This is a genomic window from Streptomyces sp. NPDC007929 (assembly GCF_042959065.1).
In the GTDB taxonomy this organism is placed as follows: domain Bacteria; phylum Actinomycetota; class Actinomycetes; order Streptomycetales; family Streptomycetaceae; genus Streptomyces.
The window spans coordinates 113659-127796 of sequence record NZ_JBIBKD010000002.1; the positions used below are offsets into that span (position 1 = coordinate 113659).

The 14138-nt window shown below is 72.5% G+C and carries 14 protein-coding genes; 5 read left to right on the forward strand and 9 right to left on the reverse strand.

Annotated elements, in window-relative coordinates; translation table 11 throughout:
• Positions 1-455: 455 nt before the first annotated feature.
• Positions 456-1247: a S16 family serine protease gene (locus tag ACFZDE_RS05295; RefSeq protein ID WP_391197616.1), complete on the forward strand. Its 792-nt coding sequence runs from the start codon at positions 456-458 to the stop codon at positions 1245-1247.
• Here the strand turns inward: ACFZDE_RS05295 and ACFZDE_RS05300 are convergent.
• From ACFZDE_RS05300 to ACFZDE_RS05330, 7 genes are read right to left on the reverse strand one after another with little or no spacing between them, the layout of a single operon-like run.
• Positions 1244-1417 carry a hypothetical protein gene (locus tag ACFZDE_RS05300; protein ID WP_391197619.1) on the reverse strand — a complete coding sequence of 58 codons (174 nt, stop codon included), beginning with the start codon at positions 1415-1417 and terminating at the stop codon, positions 1244-1246. The two genes, ACFZDE_RS05295 and ACFZDE_RS05300, sit on opposite strands and share 4 nt — an antisense overlap.
• Positions 1418-1430: 13 nt before the next feature.
• Complete coding sequence (locus ACFZDE_RS05305; protein WP_391197621.1) at positions 1431-2006, reverse strand: helix-turn-helix domain-containing protein; 576 nt, start codon at positions 2004-2006, stop codon at positions 1431-1433.
• Between the two features lie 51 nt (positions 2007-2057).
• Positions 2058-3020 carry a glycine betaine ABC transporter substrate-binding protein gene (locus ACFZDE_RS05310; protein WP_391003092.1) on the reverse strand — a complete coding sequence of 321 codons (963 nt, stop codon included), beginning with the start codon at positions 3018-3020 and terminating at the stop codon, positions 2058-2060.
• The gene (locus ACFZDE_RS05315) at positions 3017-3823 is read right to left on the reverse strand and encodes an ABC transporter permease subunit (RefSeq protein WP_391003094.1); all 807 of its coding nucleotides are present in this window, start codon (positions 3821-3823) and stop codon (positions 3017-3019) included. The genes ACFZDE_RS05310 and ACFZDE_RS05315 overlap by 4 nt, the downstream gene beginning before the upstream one ends.
• Positions 3820-5079, reverse strand: a complete 1260-nt coding sequence (locus tag ACFZDE_RS05320; RefSeq protein ID WP_391003097.1) for a betaine/proline/choline family ABC transporter ATP-binding protein — start codon at positions 5077-5079, stop codon at positions 3820-3822. Before ACFZDE_RS05320 ends, ACFZDE_RS05315 begins: the two co-directional genes overlap by 4 nt.
• A complete protein-coding gene (locus ACFZDE_RS05325) occupies positions 5072-5719 on the reverse strand; it encodes an ABC transporter permease subunit (protein ID WP_391003099.1) in 648 nt (215 codons plus the stop codon). The genes ACFZDE_RS05320 and ACFZDE_RS05325 overlap by 8 nt, the downstream gene beginning before the upstream one ends.
• 19 nt (positions 5720-5738) lie before the next feature.
• Positions 5739-6209 (reverse strand): Lrp/AsnC family transcriptional regulator, encoded by a 471-nt coding sequence (locus ACFZDE_RS05330; protein WP_031106719.1) that lies wholly within the window; start codon positions 6207-6209, stop codon positions 5739-5741.
• 123 nt (positions 6210-6332) lie between these two features.
• On the opposite strand from ACFZDE_RS05330, the gene hppD reads away from it, so the two are divergent.
• Complete coding sequence (gene hppD / locus ACFZDE_RS05335) at positions 6333-7478, forward strand: 4-hydroxyphenylpyruvate dioxygenase (protein WP_391003102.1); 1146 nt, start codon at positions 6333-6335, stop codon at positions 7476-7478.
• A gap of 256 nt (positions 7479-7734) precedes the next feature.
• Here the strand turns inward: hppD and ACFZDE_RS05340 are convergent, their stop codons facing one another.
• Complete coding sequence (locus ACFZDE_RS05340; RefSeq protein ID WP_391197624.1) at positions 7735-9159, reverse strand: tetratricopeptide repeat protein; 1425 nt, start codon at positions 9157-9159, stop codon at positions 7735-7737.
• A 92-nt stretch (positions 9160-9251) separates the two neighbouring features.
• On the opposite strand from ACFZDE_RS05340, the gene ACFZDE_RS05345 reads away from it, so the two are divergent.
• Positions 9252-10667 (forward strand): FAD-linked oxidase C-terminal domain-containing protein, encoded by a 1416-nt coding sequence (locus tag ACFZDE_RS05345; protein ID WP_391003106.1) that lies wholly within the window; start codon positions 9252-9254, stop codon positions 10665-10667.
• Between the two features lie 176 nt (positions 10668-10843).
• On the opposite strand, the gene ACFZDE_RS05350 is transcribed toward ACFZDE_RS05345, so the two are convergent.
• Positions 10844-11254 carry an SsgA family sporulation/cell division regulator gene (locus ACFZDE_RS05350; protein ID WP_391197626.1) on the reverse strand — a complete coding sequence of 137 codons (411 nt, stop codon included), beginning with the start codon at positions 11252-11254 and terminating at the stop codon, positions 10844-10846.
• Between the two features lie 245 nt (positions 11255-11499).
• On the opposite strand from ACFZDE_RS05350, the gene ACFZDE_RS05355 reads away from it, so the two are divergent.
• Entirely contained in the window at positions 11500-13329 is a 1830-nt protein-coding gene (locus ACFZDE_RS05355) for an RDD family protein (RefSeq protein WP_391197628.1), read from the forward strand.
• A 128-nt stretch (positions 13330-13457) separates the two neighbouring features.
• Positions 13458-14114: an RDD family protein gene (locus ACFZDE_RS05360; protein ID WP_391197630.1), complete on the forward strand. Its 657-nt coding sequence runs from the start codon at positions 13458-13460 to the stop codon at positions 14112-14114.
• Positions 14115-14138: the final 24 nt, after the last annotated feature.

Consider the following 14138-nt stretch of genomic DNA (forward strand, 5'->3'; position numbering starts at 1 on the left):
CCCCGGGCTGCCTGGCTTCGCCCTGCGGTGCCCCGGCCTGGGCCTCGGGTCGCTCGGGCCCCTGCCCCCGGGTCGCCCTGGCCTCGGCTCCCGGGGCGCCTTGGCCTCCGCCCGCTGCCCGCTCTGGTCTCGGCCCCGGGCTGCCTGGCTTCGCCCTGCGGTGCCCCGGCCTGGGCCTCGGGTCGCTCGGGCCCCTGCCCCCGGGTCGCCCTGGCCTCGGCTCCCGGGACGCCTTGGCCTCCGCCCGCTGCCCGCTCTGGTCCCGGCCCCGGGCTGCCTGGCTTCGCCCTGCGATGCCCGGCCTGGGCCCCGGGCCGCTCAGGCCCCGGCCTCCGGGTCGCCCCGGCCCCGGCCCCGGCCCCCGGGTCGCCCTGGCCTCCGTCCCCCGACGCCCTGGTCCCACCCCCCACCGCCCTGGTCCCGGCCGGTTTCTCCTTCCGCGTTAGATTGATCCCGTGTTCTCTCGCCTCACGCGCCCCCAGGCCATCGCCGTCTGCGCCCTGCCCGTCGTGGCCCTGCTCGCGACGGCGGTGCTGGCGCCGTTGCCGTTCTCGGTGGCGCAGCCGGGGCTGACGGCGAACGTGCTCGGCGAGAACAAGGGCACGCAGGTGATCACCATCTCCGGTGCGCCGGTCCGGGACACCCGGGGGCAACTGCGGATGACCACCATCGAGGCGACCTCCCCGGACACCCGGGTCACGCTGCCCGACGTCATCGACAGCTGGTTCCGCACCGACCAGGCGGTCATGCCGCGCGACTCCGTCTACCCGAGCGGGGGCGACGTCAAGGAGATCGAGCGGCACAACGAGGAGCAGATGAAGGAGTCCCAGGACGCGGCGACGCAGGCCGCGCTGGGGTACCTCGGGCTCGACGACAAGGACATCGAGGTCAGTCTGAAGCTCGCGGACGTGGGCGGGCCCAGTGCGGGGCTGCTGTTCTCCCTCGGGATCGTCGACAAGCTCGACGGCGACGGCACCGGCGGGGATCTCACCGGCGGCAGGGTCATCGCCGGTACCGGCACGATCGACGCGGCCGGACGGGTCGGTGCGGTGGGGGGCGTCGCCCTCAAGACCCAGGCCGCCAAGCGCGACGGGGCGACGGTGTTCCTGGTTCCCAAGGCGGAGTGCGGGGACGCCCGCGCCGAGCTGCCGAAGGGCCTGCGGCTGATTCCGGTGACGACGCTGAAGAGCACGGTGAGTTCACTGGTGGCCCTGGAGACGGGGAAGGGCTCCGTCCCCAGCTGCTAGTGCGCGGGGACCGGGTGCCCGGGCCGGGTGGCGAGCTTCAGGCCCACTTCTATGAGGGTCCAGCCCACCCGCGTACGGAGACCGGGGCGCAGTGCGGGACGAGGGTCGGTCTCGGCACGGAGTTCGGCGGCGCGGGCATGGTGCAGGGCGAGGTGGATGTCCGGGTGCATGGGTGATGGCCTTTCACAGGGTCATCTGGCTGGGGAAGACGTGCGTGTGGACGCGTACGGTCTCGGCGCCCGGGGTGTCCTCGGGCAGGGGGCGGTAGCTCTGGATGAGTTCGTGCATCTTTTCGACCAGCTCACGGGCGAGTTCGGGAGTGAGCCGCAGCGCGAAGTCGCTGAGGTCCGTGGCGCCGTCCCAGTCCTCGCCCCAGTCGCCGGTGGTGCCGAGCCAGGTCGCGAGCTCCCGAGTGTGCACGTTGGCCATCTCGTACCGGAGCAGGGCCACGGCTCCCCGCACGGTCGGATCCGGGTCCTTGATCAGGGTCTCGTCGATCCGGATGCCCTGGTCCACAGCCTTCCACCAGCGCTCCCGGCCCTTGCCGCGTTCCGGGTCGTCGGCGACGAAGCCGTGCGCCGCGAGTTGCCGTAGGTGGTAGCTGGTCGCGCCGCTGGACTCGCCCAGCTTCTCGGCCAGTTGGGAGGCGGTGGCCGGTCCGCCGTGTCGCAGTGCGACCAGCAGCTGCATCCTCAGGGGGTGGGCCAGGCCACGCAGGGAGCGGGCATCGAGCAGACGGGGAGCCGGTTCGTCGGGCATGCATGCAAAGGTATCCTTGCAAAGCCTCCTTTGCAACTGTTCCTTTGTAAGTCAGTCCTTGACGAACCCCTCCTCCACCAGCCAGTCCAGCGCCACCTGGTGGGGATCCTCCCCGTCCACGTCCACCTTCGCGTTCAGCGTCTGCGCCACGGAGTTGTTCAGCTTCGCCGTCACCGGGTTCAGGACCTCCGCGATCGCCGGCCACTCCTTCAGGGTCTTCGCGTTGATCATCGGCGCGGCGTTGTAGTTGGGGAAGAACTTCTTGTCGTCGTCCATCACCACCAGGTTCATGGACTTGATCCGCCCGTCGGTGGTGAACACCTCCCCGTACGTGCAGTTCCCCTTCGCGGTCTGCGTGTAGATGATCCCGGTGTCCATCTGCGTGATGTTCCCCGCCGGCACGTTCATGCCGTAGGCCTTCTGCATGCCCGGCAGCCCGTCCGCCCGGTTGGCGAACTCGACCTCCACGCACAGCTTCACGGCCCCCGGGTCGGACTTCGCCAGCTTCGCCACGTCCGACATGGTCTTCGTGCCGTACTTCTTCGCGTTCTGCTGGTTCATCGCCAGCGCGTACGTGTTGTCGAGTTTCGACGGCGGCAGCCAGACCAGCCCGTTGCCGGTGTCCTCCTTCCTCACCGCCTCCCACTGCTCCTGCGGGTCGGTGATCGGCTTGCTGTGCCCGAGGTACGTGATCCAGGCCGTGCCCGTGTACTCGTACCCGGCGTCCGCGTCGCCCTTGCGGACCGCCTCGCGGCTGCCGATGGAGCCCTGGATGCCGGTACGGTCGATGACGTCCGCCCCGGCCGCCTCGAACGCGATGCCCATGATCGAGCCGAGGATCAGCTGCTCGGTGAACGACTTCGACGTCACCGTCAGCTGTGCGCCCTTCAGCGGCTCACCCCGGCCGATCGACCCCGGCTCCACGTCGTCGGTCAGCGGGGAGCCGCTGGTCAGCCCGCAGCCGGCCGCCGCGAGGAGCAGAGCCGCCACCGGCAGGCACGTACGCCGCCTCATGGCTGCAACCCCCGTGGCCGCAGCAGCAGTTCGGCGAGCGAGGCCAGCCAGTCCACCAGCAGCGCCAGCACCACCGTGAGGATCGACCCCAGCACCAGCACCGGCATCCGCTGGTTGGTGATGCCGGTCGTGATCAGCACGCCGAGACCGCCGCCCCCGCCGAAGACCGCCAGGGTCGCCGTACCGACGTTGAGGACGAGGGCCGTGCGCACGCCCGCCAGGATCAGCGGGACCGCCAGCGGGAGTTCGACCCGGGTCAGCACCCCCGTCGGGGACATGCCGATGCCGCGGGCGGCCTCCAGCAGGGTCGGGTCGTTGGCCTTCAGGCCCGTGATCGTGTTGGAGAGCACCGGCAGGATGGCGTAGATGATGATGCCGATCAGGGCGGCCCGGCGACCGATGCCCAGCCAGATCACCAGCAGGGCGAGCAGGCCGATCGCCGGCGTCGCCTGGCCCATGTTGGCGAACGCCATCGCCACCGGCGTGGCCCGGCTCATCACTCCGCGGGTTAGCAGGATGCCCAGCGGGATCGCGATGATCAGCACGAAGAACGTGGAGATCACGGTCAGCTGGATGTGCTGCCAGAGCGCCTTGGTGACCTGGCCGCCCGACAGGGCGTTGCGGGTCAGCGCGTCCAGGTCGGCCTGCTGGAACCAGAGCCAGGTGGCGAGCAGCACGGCGATCAGGGCCACCGGCAGGAACGTCAGCTTCTGCCAGGTGAGGCGCGACGGCCGGCGCTCGGGCCGGGGCGCCCCGGCCTCCTCCTCGCGCTCGGACGTCTCCTCGACCTCCGTGGCGCTCACAGCTGCCCTCCCGGGCCGCTCACGCCCGCCGGGCCACCGGCCCCCTCCTGCTCCGCGTGCGTCTGCGCGGCCCGCAGCGACTCCAGTTCGTGCTGGTGCTCCATCGCGTCGAGCCGGTCCGCCTCCAGCATCTCGTGCACGGAGTTGATGAGGGTCTCCATGTCGACGACGCCCGTGTACTCCCCGCGCCGTCCGGTCACCGCCACCCGCCCCGCGTTGTCGGTGAGCACCGCCTCCAGCGCGTCCCGCAGCGTCGCGTCCCGGGTGACGGTGTCGCTCACCAGGGTCCCGGCGCGGGCCAGCGAGCCCCGGGCCCGCATCAGATCGCCGCGCCGCAGCCACTTGTAGGGGCGGCGGCGCCGGTCGAGCAGCAGGATCTCGTTGCTGCCGCTGGTGCGCAGCAGGTTGAAGATCTGCTGCAGCGGGTCGTCGACCGTGACCGTCGGATAGTCGGTGATCTCCACGTCCCGTACGCGCGTCAGATTCAGCCGCTTCAGCGCCGCGCCCGCGCCGACGAAACCGGACACGAAGTCGTCCGCCGGGTTGGTCAGGATCGCCTCCGGGGTGTCGAACTGCGCGATGTGGGACCGCTCGCGCAGCACGGCGATCCGGTCGCCGATCTTGATCGCCTCGTCGAAGTCGTGGGTGACGAAGACGATCGTCTTGTGCAGCTCGTGCTGGAGGCGGATCAGCTCGTCCTGGAGGTGGTCCCGGGTGATCGGGTCCACCGCCCCGAACGGCTCGTCCATCAGCAGCACCGGCGGATCGGCGGCCAGGGCCCGGGCCACGCCCACGCGCTGCTGCTGCCCGCCGGAGAGCTGGCGCGGATAGCGGCCGCGGAACTCCGCGGCGTCGAGACCGACCAGGTCGAGGAGTTCCTCGGTACGCTCCCGGATCCGCGGCTTGGACCAGCCGATCATCTTGGGGACGATCCCGATGTTCTGCGCGACCGTCATGTGCGGGAAGAGCCCGGCGGACTGGATCGCGTAGCCGACCTTGCGGCGCAGCTTCACCGGGTCCATGTCGGTGACGTCCTCGCCGCCGATGCGGATACGGCCGCCGGTCGGCTCGATCAGCCGGTTGATCATCTTGAGCGTGGTCGACTTGCCGCAGCCGGAGGGGCCGACGAAGACGACGACCTCGCCCGCCTTGATCTCCATGCTCACGTTGTCCACGGCCGGCTGCGCACTGCCCGGGTAGCGCTTGGTCAGGCTCTCCAGCTCGATGGAGGCGCCGTGGTCACCGGTCTCAGGCACGGATCCCCCTGGGGATGGTCAGCCGTCCGATCAGGACGTACGCGGCGTCGAACAGCAGGGCCAGGACGATGATGCCGAGCGTGCCCGCGAGGACCTGGTTGAGCGCGTTGGCGCTGCCCAGCGAGGCGAGGCCGCGGAAGATGACGTTGCCGAGGCCGGGGCCCGAGGCGTAGGCCGCGATGGCCGCGATGCCCATCAGCATCTGGGTGGAGACCCGGATCCCGGTGAGGATCGGCGGCCAGGCCAGCGGCAGCTCGACCCGCAGCAGCCGGGCCGGGCGGGACATCCCGATGCCCGTGGCCGCGTCCACCAGCGTCGGGTCGACCCCGCGCAGCCCGACGATCGCGTTGCGCACCACCGGCAGCAGCCCGTACAGCGTCAGCGCGACCACCGTGGGCGGCACGCCGAGGCCCACGATCGGGATGAGCAGACCGATCAGGGCGAGCGCCGGCACGGTCAGGATCGTGGCGGTGGTGGTGGTCGCGAGGTTCGCGGCCCACTCGCTGCGGTAGCTGGCGACGGCGATCAGCACGCCCAGCACGGTCGCCACCACCATGCACTGGAAGACGGCGCTCGCATGCTGGTAGGCGTCCGTGAGCAGTTGCTGGTGCCGGTTGACCAGGTACTCCCAGAAGTTCACACGCGCTCACCCCTACCCGTCAGGTCTCCTCCGCGGCCTGCTCCACGAGCGGGATGATCCGCAGCGGAACGGGGTTCTCCATGACGATCGCCGTCGAGGCCCGGACGATGCCATCAAAACCGACGACCCGGTCGATCACACGCTGGAGATCGGCGTTGGAGCGGGCCACGAGCCGGCACATCATGTCGCCGGTGCCGGTGGTGGTGTGCAGCTCCAGCACCTCCGGCACGCTCGCCAAGTGGGCCCGTACGTCGGGTCCTTGGCCCTGCCGGATCTGCAGCGTGGCGAACGCCGTGACGGGGTAGCCGAGGGCGGCCGGATCGACCTCGGGGCCGAATCCGCGGATGACTCCGTTCGACTGAAGCCGGTCCAGCCGCGCCTGCGCGGTGCCCCGGGCCACGCCCAGCCGCCGGGACATCTCCAGCACCCCGATCCGCGGCTCGCGGGCGAGCAGCAGGATGATCCGGCCGTCCAGATGATCGATCGCCACAGCAGCCTCCCGGCATGGTCATCCTGTACAGAAAGGCCGTCCGCTCGGCCGTCTTGCTGAACAGATTGCCCACTCAGAACGCAAACTATTGCGCACCTTGCCGGGCGGGGAGACCCTGCGGCTATGACGCAGACCACACACCACACTCCCGACACCGCCCGGCAGGCCGACCCCTTCCCGGTCAAGGGAATGGACGCGGTCGTCTTCGCCGTGGGCAACGCCAAGCAGGCGGCGCACTACTACTCCACCGCCTTCGGCATGAAGCTGGTCGCGTACTCCGGACCGGAGAACGGCAGCCGCGAGACCGCCGCGTACGTCCTGGAGAACGGCTCCGCCCGGTTCGTCCTCACCTCGGTCATCAAGCCCAGCACCGAGTGGGGCCACTTCCTCGCGAAGCACGTCGCCGAGCACGGCGACGGTGTCGTCGACCTCGCCATCGAGGTCCCGGACGCGCGCGCCGCCTACGCCTACGCCCTGGAGCACGGTGCCCGCTCGGTCGCCGAGCCGTACGAGCGCAAGGACGAGCACGGCACCGTCGTCCTGGCCGCCATCGCCACCTACGGCGAGACCCGCCACACCCTGGTGGAGCGCTCCGGCTACGACGGCCCGTACCTGCCCGGCTTCGTCGCCGCCAAGCCGATGGTCGAACCGCCCGCGCAGCGCACCTTCCAGGCGATCGACCACTGCGTCGGCAACGTCGAGCTCGGCAAGATGAACGAGTGGGTCGGCTTCTACAACAAGGTCATGGGCTTCACGAACATGAAGGAGTTCGTGGGCGACGACATCGCCACCGAGTACAGCGCGCTGATGTCCAAGGTCGTCGCCGACGGCACGCTCAAGGTCAAGTTCCCGATCAACGAGCCGGCCATCGCCAAGAAGAAGTCCCAGATCGACGAGTACCTGGAGTTCTACGGCGGCGCGGGCGTGCAGCACATCGCCCTGAACACGGGCGACATCGTGCAGACGGTCCGCACGATGCGCGCGGCCGGCGTCGAGTTCCTCAACACGCCCGACTCCTACTACGACACGCTGGGGGAGTGGGTCGGCGAGACCCGGGTCCCGATCGACACCCTGCGCGAACTGAAGATCCTCGCCGACCGCGACGAGGACGGCTACCTGCTGCAGATCTTCACCAAGCCGGTCCAGGACCGTCCGACCGTCTTCTTCGAGATCATCGAACGCCACGGCTCGATGGGCTTCGGCAAGGGCAACTTCAAGGCCCTCTTCGAAGCGATCGAGCGCGAACAGGAGCGCCGCGGCAACCTGTAGCCGCCGGCGGTCGCGGCTCGGCCGGATGTCACGGGGCCGTGCGGGTGTCACGGGGCACCCGCGCGCCCCCGTGCGGCGTCGGTCCCGCCTTCACGGCACCGGCACACGCCGACGACGGCGCCCCGGCACTCCGGGGGTTGTTGCCGCGGGGCGGTCGGCGACCTCGCGCCCGCCGGAGCGGCGTGCGGACGCCGCCCGGCCCTGGGCCACCCCGGGCCCGCGTCCCGGGGCGATGTGGTCCCGGTCGTAGGTCCGGCTACCCCGCCCCGCTGTCCATCTCCGGTACCCCTTCGTCCGGGGGATCGCCCAGGGCGTCGAGTGCCGCGCGGGCCGCGGGGGCGTGGAGGGGGGAGAAGCGGGGGTTGAGGCGCAGGGCCGTCGTGAGGTGCCGGCGGGCCGCGCCGGGGCGGTTCAGGGCTTGCTCGATCATGCCGCGGTGGTACATGAACATCGCGTCGAGCGCTCCGCCGCCGGGCTCGGGTCTCGTCGCCGTCAGCGCGTACCGCAGCGCCTCCTCGTGGTCCCCGGCCCGGTGCAGGGCCCAGGCCAGCGCGTCGGCGACCTCCGTCGCGGGCCGGAGTTTCCACTCCGCCCGCAACCGCCGTACCGCCGCCTTCGGATCGCCGTGGTCGGCCTCGAAGCGGCCCAGCACCAGCCCCTCGTCGGCGCCGGCCGCCGCGGCGCGCCGCACCCGCTCCCGCAGCAGGCCGTACGGCTCCCGGGCCGCTTCCGGCATGCCGAGCGACTCATGCAACTCGCCCAGCTCAAGGGCGTACCGCGGGCACGGCTGCACGGCGAGGGCCGCCCGGTAGGCCTGCTGGGCCTGCGCCGTCCGGCCGAGGGCCGCCAGGGTGCGGCCCTGCCCGGCCCGCGCCGCCCCCTGGTCGGGGTCGAGGCGGACCGCCTCCCGGAAGTGCCGCAGCGCGACGTCGAGGTCCCCGCGGTCGAAGGCCAGCTGCCCGGCCCGCTCCAGATAGGCGGCCCGCTCGACGGGGGCCCGCGCGCCCGCCGCCGCGTCCGTCAGCGAGGCCGCCGCGTCCTCCTGCCAGCCCCGGTCCCGGTACACGCCCGCGGCCCGCGCCAGCACCGCGGGACCGGAGCGCAGCCCGGTCAGCCGGTCCAGCGTCCGCTTGGCCGCCTTGTACTCGCCGAGCCCGCCGTAGGCGTCGATGAGCAGCGGATACGTCGCCCACCGCCGGGGCTCCAGCTTCAGCGCCGCCTCACCCCACCGGCGCGCCGCACGGAAGTCCCGGCGGGCGTTCGACAGCGCGGCAAGCCCCGCCAGCGCCCGGGTGTTGCGCTCCGGCCGCACCGACAGCGACGTCCGCAGCGCCTTCTCCGCCCGCGGGTAGTACGCCGGATCCGCCAGGCGCCGCCCCCGCTCCACATAGGCCGCCCCGAGCACCGCCCAGGACGTCGCGTCCCGCGGGCGCGCCCGCACGGCCTCGCGCCGCTCCTCGATCAGCTCCGCCAGACCGGGCAGCGTGGCCGGCACCCCGCTGCCGACCGCCTCCAGGGCCAGCGCCCCCGGCGACGGCGCGGCGGGCTGCGCGGACCGCTCCCGCGGCAGCAGCACCAGCACCCCGCCCAGCACCGCACACCCCGCGACGGAGGCGATCAGCACCCGGCGCCGCCCCAGCCCCCTCTCCCGCCGCACCCGGCCTTCCTCCTGCTTCTCCATGGCGCTCACTGTGCGTCAGTACGACGACCCCACCCGGCCAGGCGAAGGGTGCCGCCGACGGGGTTCACACCGATGGCCCCGGGTGCGAACCTGTGATCATGAGCCGTATCGAAGCGCCCAGCTCCGCGGACACCGCAGCGACCGGCGACCTGGTGGACCTGCTGCTCAGCGGCCTCCCGGCCGAAGCGGTCCTCACCGACCCCGACGTCACGGCCTCCTATGCCAACGACATGGCGAGCTTCTGCCCGGCAGGCGCCCCCGCCGTGGTCGTACTGCCCCGCACGACCGAACAGGTCCAGCACGTGATGCGCACCGCCACCGCCCTGCGCGTCCCCGTCGTCCCGCAGGGCGCCCGCACCGGACTGTCCGGCGCCGCCAACGCCTCCGACGGCTGCATCGTGCTGTCCCTGACGAAGATGGACCGGATCCTGGAGATCAACCCGGTCGACCGCATCGCCGTCTGCGAACCCGGAGTGATCAACGCCGCCCTGTCCCGGGCCGTCGGCGAACACGGCCTCTACTACCCGCCGGACCCCTCCAGCTGGGAGATGTGCACCATCGGCGGCAACATCGGCACGGCCTCCGGCGGCCTGTGCTGCGTCAAGTACGGGGTCACCGCCGAGTACGTGCTCGGCCTCGACGTCGTCCTCGCCGACGGACGCCTGATGTCCACCGGCCGCCGCACCGCCAAGGGCGTCGCCGGCTACGACCTGACCCGGCTGTTCGTCGGCTCCGAGGGCTCACTCGGCATCGTCGTACGGGCCGTCCTCGGACTGCGCCCCAAGCCGCCCGAGCAGCTGGTGCTGGCCGCCGAGTTCGCCTCCGCCGCCGCGGCCTGCGACGCCGTCTGCCGGATCATGGAGGGCGGCCATGTGCCGTCACTCCTCGAACTCATGGACCGTACGACGGTCAAGGCCGTCAACGACATGGCGCAGATGGGCCTCCCCGAGAGCACCGAGGCACTGCTCCTGGCCGCGTTCGACACCACCGCCCCCGCCGCCGACCTCGCCGCGGTCGGTGCCCTGTGCGAGGCGTCCGGAGCCACCCAGGTCGTCCCCGCCGACGACGTGGCGGAATCCGAACTGCTCCTCCAGGCACGGCGGTTGTCGCTCACCGCACTGGAGGCGGTCAAGGGCGTGACGATGATCGACGACGTGTGCGTGCCCCGCTCCCGGCTCGCCGAGATGCTCGAAGGGGTCGACCGGATCGCCGGGAAGTACCAGCTCACCATCGGCGTCGTCGCCCACGCGGGCGACGGCAACACCCACCCGACCGTCTGCTTCGACCCGGCGGACCCCGACGAGTCCCGGCGTGCCCGCGAGTCCTTCGACGAGATCATGGCCCTCGGCCTGGAACTCGGCGGCACCATCACCGGCGAGCACGGCGTCGGAGTCCTGAAGAAGGAGTGGCTGGCGCGCGAGATCGGCCCCGTCGGTATGGAGATGCAGCGGGCCGTCAAGCAGACCTTCGACCCGCTGAACATCCTGAACCCCGGCAAGCTCTTCTGAGGGGTCCTTTCACTATGCCCGTCCGGGTCGCGCGGCCTGGCACCGCACCTCGCCGCGTTGCCGAAAGGCCCTAGTAGCTCCGCTACGAGGACCTTCCGGCGCCTTGCGATGCACGGCACCAGACCACGCGACCTGATCGGACGCTCATAGTGAAAGGACCCCTGAGCCCCGGGCCCTCACTGGGCGAGCAACTGGGCCAGTTCGTCGTCCAGGCCCAGCTGTTCGCCCTCGCTCCCCGGCGGCACCACCCGCAGCGTCCGCTCCAGCCAGGCCGACACCGCCGCCGCCGGGGCCTCCAGCAGGGCGTCCCCGTCGGGTGAACTCAGCGCCATCAGCACCACGCTGCGCCCCTCGGTCTTCGTCGGCCACACCCGCACGTCCCCCTTCCCGCACGGCCGGAACACGCCCTCCACCAGCAGGTCCCGGGCGAACGTCCAGTACACGGGGTGCTCGGTGTCCACGTGGAAGGTGACGTGGACGGCGTAGGGGTCGTCGGTGAGGTACCCGAGCCGGGCCGGCACCGGGACCCTGCGCTCCGGCGACAGGACGAGTTTCAGCTCCAGTTCCCGCTCCACCACGGTGTGCATGGCGGTGTTCCCTTCTCCAGACGGCTGCCCGCGAGGGCCGGTCGGAAGGAGGGAGCGGGCCCCGGCCCCGGCATTACGCGACTTGCCGGAAGTTTTTTCGCAGGGGGATCCACCGGAGCGGCGCGGTGCGTAGCACATCAGTGCTCGAAAGGGGTGGGTCCGGTGGGAGCGGCGGTGGGGCTCCCGCTCGTCTGATAGATGTGGAGGCCCCCATTTGACCCCCGAGCAGATACGGGACGACGGACATGAGCGCCCCAACCCCGGCCCCCGGTGACGACAGGCCCCGCGAAGGGTATTACCCGGACCCGTCCATTCCTGGATATGTCCGGTACTGGAACGGCGCGTCCTGGGTGCCGGGCACCAGCCGTCCGGCGCCCAGGGACGGCGAGACCCTCGCGCCGCCGCCCGGAGCGGGGCAGTCCGGCGCGGGGCAGTCCGGCGCCGCCGCTTCGGTCGAGGAGACCGGCCCGCACTTCTTCGACGAGGATCCCGTCGAGGAGCCGTCCGAGGCGCCGTCCGCCGCCGACGCGCAGCACGGCAGCCGACCCGAACCGGCCTCCGCCTGGGGCGCGGACCGCTCCCGCCAGTCCGGCTTCGGCGGCGACCAGGACCGCCGGGTCTCGTGGGGCGCGCCGCAGGGTGCGCAGGGCGGCGACCCGAGGGTGGCGCGCGCCGACCGGCGGCCCGAGGGGGAGGCCGACCCCGGCGACGGCACGGCGAGCACAGGGAGCACGGCGAACAGCGCACCGGCCGGCCAGGAGGCGAACGGCGCGGCGGAGGGCGGCACGTTCGTGTTCCGCCGTCCGACGGGGCAGCCCGGGGGAGGGGCCCCGGCCGACGCTCCCGACGACGGCACGATGACGTTCCGCGCGGTGTCCGCGCGCCCGGGCTCGGCCGGTGCTGGTGCGCGACCGGCGGGGGGACAGGGCGGCCAGGGCAGCGGCCCGGCCGCGTCCGGCTTCGGCGCGCAGGGTGCGCAGAGCCTTCAGGGCGTGCAAGGGGCGCAGGGCGGTCAAGGGGCTCAAGGTGCTCAAGGCGGGGCCGCGGGCTCCGGTTTCGGGCCGGCGGGGTCCGGTGCCGACTCGGCGGCGGCTCCCCTCGGCGGGCAGGGCGCCGCGGCCGGATCCGGCTTCGGGCCGGGCGGCTCGGGCAGCGGGGCGGCGGCGTCCGGCTTCGGTCCGGCTCCGTCGGGACCCGCCTTCGGCCCGCAGGCCGGGCCGCCCGGTGCCGGAGGCGGCTCCGCGGGGCCCGGCTTCGGCGCCGGGAAGGCCGCAGCCGCCCGCGCCTCCGCCGCGCAGGCGGGAGCCGGGAGTGCCGCCGCGCCGGCCTCCGGCGCCGCGCCGAGCGCGCCGTCCGGCCCCCAGGTGGCTCCCACGGTCCCTCCGCAGTCCGCGGGACCCGGCAGCGTCCAGCCGGGTGCCGCCGCGTCCTCCTCCGGCGCCCCCCTCAGCGCGGGCCCGGGCGGTGGTCAGTCCTCCTGGGCGCAGCAGGTGCACCGGCTCGCCGAAGGCGGTGGAGGTGACGAGCAGCCGGTGGCGCCCTGGAAGCCGCCGGTCGAGGACGTGTTCCAGGCCGCAGCCCGGCGCCAGGCCGAGGCCCGCCCCGCGGGACTGGGCAAGCGGCTGGCCGCCCGGCTGCTGGACACCGTCGTCCTCGCCGCCCTCACCGCCACGGCCGCCGTGCCGCTCGGCACCAAGGCCGTCGACCACGTCAACGAGAAGATCGACGCGGCCAGACTCTCCGGCGAGACCGTCACGGTCTGGCTGCTCGACGGCACGACCTCGCTCTACCTCGGCATCATCCTGGCCGTCCTGCTGCTGGCCGGGGTGCTGTGCGAGGTGCTGCCCACCGCCAAGTGGGGCCGCACCCTCGGCAAGAAGCTGATGGGCCTGGAAGTGCGGGACATCGAGGCCCACGACACACCGGAGTTCGGCGCGGCCCTGCGCCGCTGGCTGGTCTACAGCGTGCCCGGGCTGCTCGTCGTCGGGATCGTCGGCGTCGCCTGGTGCCTGTTCGACCGGCCGTGGCGCCAGTGCTGGCACGACAAGGCGGCCCACACCTTCGTGGCGGGCTGAGCGGGCTGAGCGGGCTGAGCGGGCTGAGCGGGCGGGCAGGCGGAACCGGAACCGGCACAACGGGCTCCGCTCCCTCGGACGGCTGTCTGCCGGATGCGGAGAGCGGGGGTTCGCGGTCGACTCGGGCCATGAGCAGTGAACCGCCACCCGGCTCCGGTCAGCAGCCCCCGGACGACGACCCGTTCCGGAAACGCCCCCCGGACGAGCCACCCGGCGAGCCCCCGCCGTACGGGGGCGGCGGCCCGGGCGGTCCGGGCGGTCCGGGCGGTCCCGGCGGCGGCCCCTACGGCAGCGACCCGTACGGTGGCGGCCCCTACCCCACCGACCCTCTCTCCGGCATGCCCCCGCTCGGCGACAGCGTCATGCGCACGCTCGCGCGCATCATCGACATGATCCTGGTGGGTGCCGTCGTCTGGCTGATCACCTGGGGCTTCAACGTCAACGAGTACGACGTGGACAGCGACCGCATCGAGATCAGCAAGTCGTTCTGGCAGTCGGCGATCGCCGCCGTCCTCTACATCGCCTACGACACCGTCCTGACCGCGCGGACCGGCCAGACCCTCGGCAAGAAGCTGCTGCACATGCGGGTGGCCAACCTGGACAACGGGGCGACGCCCTCCGTGCAGAACGCGCTGGCGCGTGCCGCGGTGCTGTGGATCCCGTTCGCCTTCTGCTGCGCCTGCGTCTGGACCGCGGTCTGCGGCGGCTGGAGCTACTTCGACCGCCCCTACAAGCAGGGCCTGCACGACAAGGCGGCCAAAACGGTTGTGGTCAGCACGAAGTGAGACGGGAAGGACCCGGCCGGGGCG

Coding starts and splice junctions, on each gene's coding strand:
- ACFZDE_RS05300 (WP_391197619.1), bottom strand. CDS start 1,417: ATGCACCCGGACATCCACCTCGCCCTGCACCATGCCCGCGCCGCCGAA.
- ACFZDE_RS05305 (WP_391197621.1), bottom strand. CDS start 2,006: ATGCCCGACGAACCGGCTCCCCGTCTGCTCGATGCCCGCTCCCTGCGT.
- ACFZDE_RS05310 (WP_391003092.1), bottom strand. CDS start 3,020: ATGAGGCGGCGTACGTGCCTGCCGGTGGCGGCTCTGCTCCTCGCGGCG.
- hppD (WP_391003102.1), top strand. CDS start 6,333: ATGACGCAGACCACACACCACACTCCCGACACCGCCCGGCAGGCCGAC.
- ACFZDE_RS05340 (WP_391197624.1), bottom strand. CDS start 9,159: ATGGAGAAGCAGGAGGAAGGCCGGGTGCGGCGGGAGAGGGGGCTGGGG.
- ACFZDE_RS05350 (WP_391197626.1), bottom strand. CDS start 11,254: ATGCACACCGTGGTGGAGCGGGAACTGGAGCTGAAACTCGTCCTGTCG.
- ACFZDE_RS05355 (WP_391197628.1), top strand. CDS start 11,500: ATGAGCGCCCCAACCCCGGCCCCCGGTGACGACAGGCCCCGCGAAGGG.
- ACFZDE_RS05360 (WP_391197630.1), top strand. CDS start 13,458: ATGAGCAGTGAACCGCCACCCGGCTCCGGTCAGCAGCCCCCGGACGAC.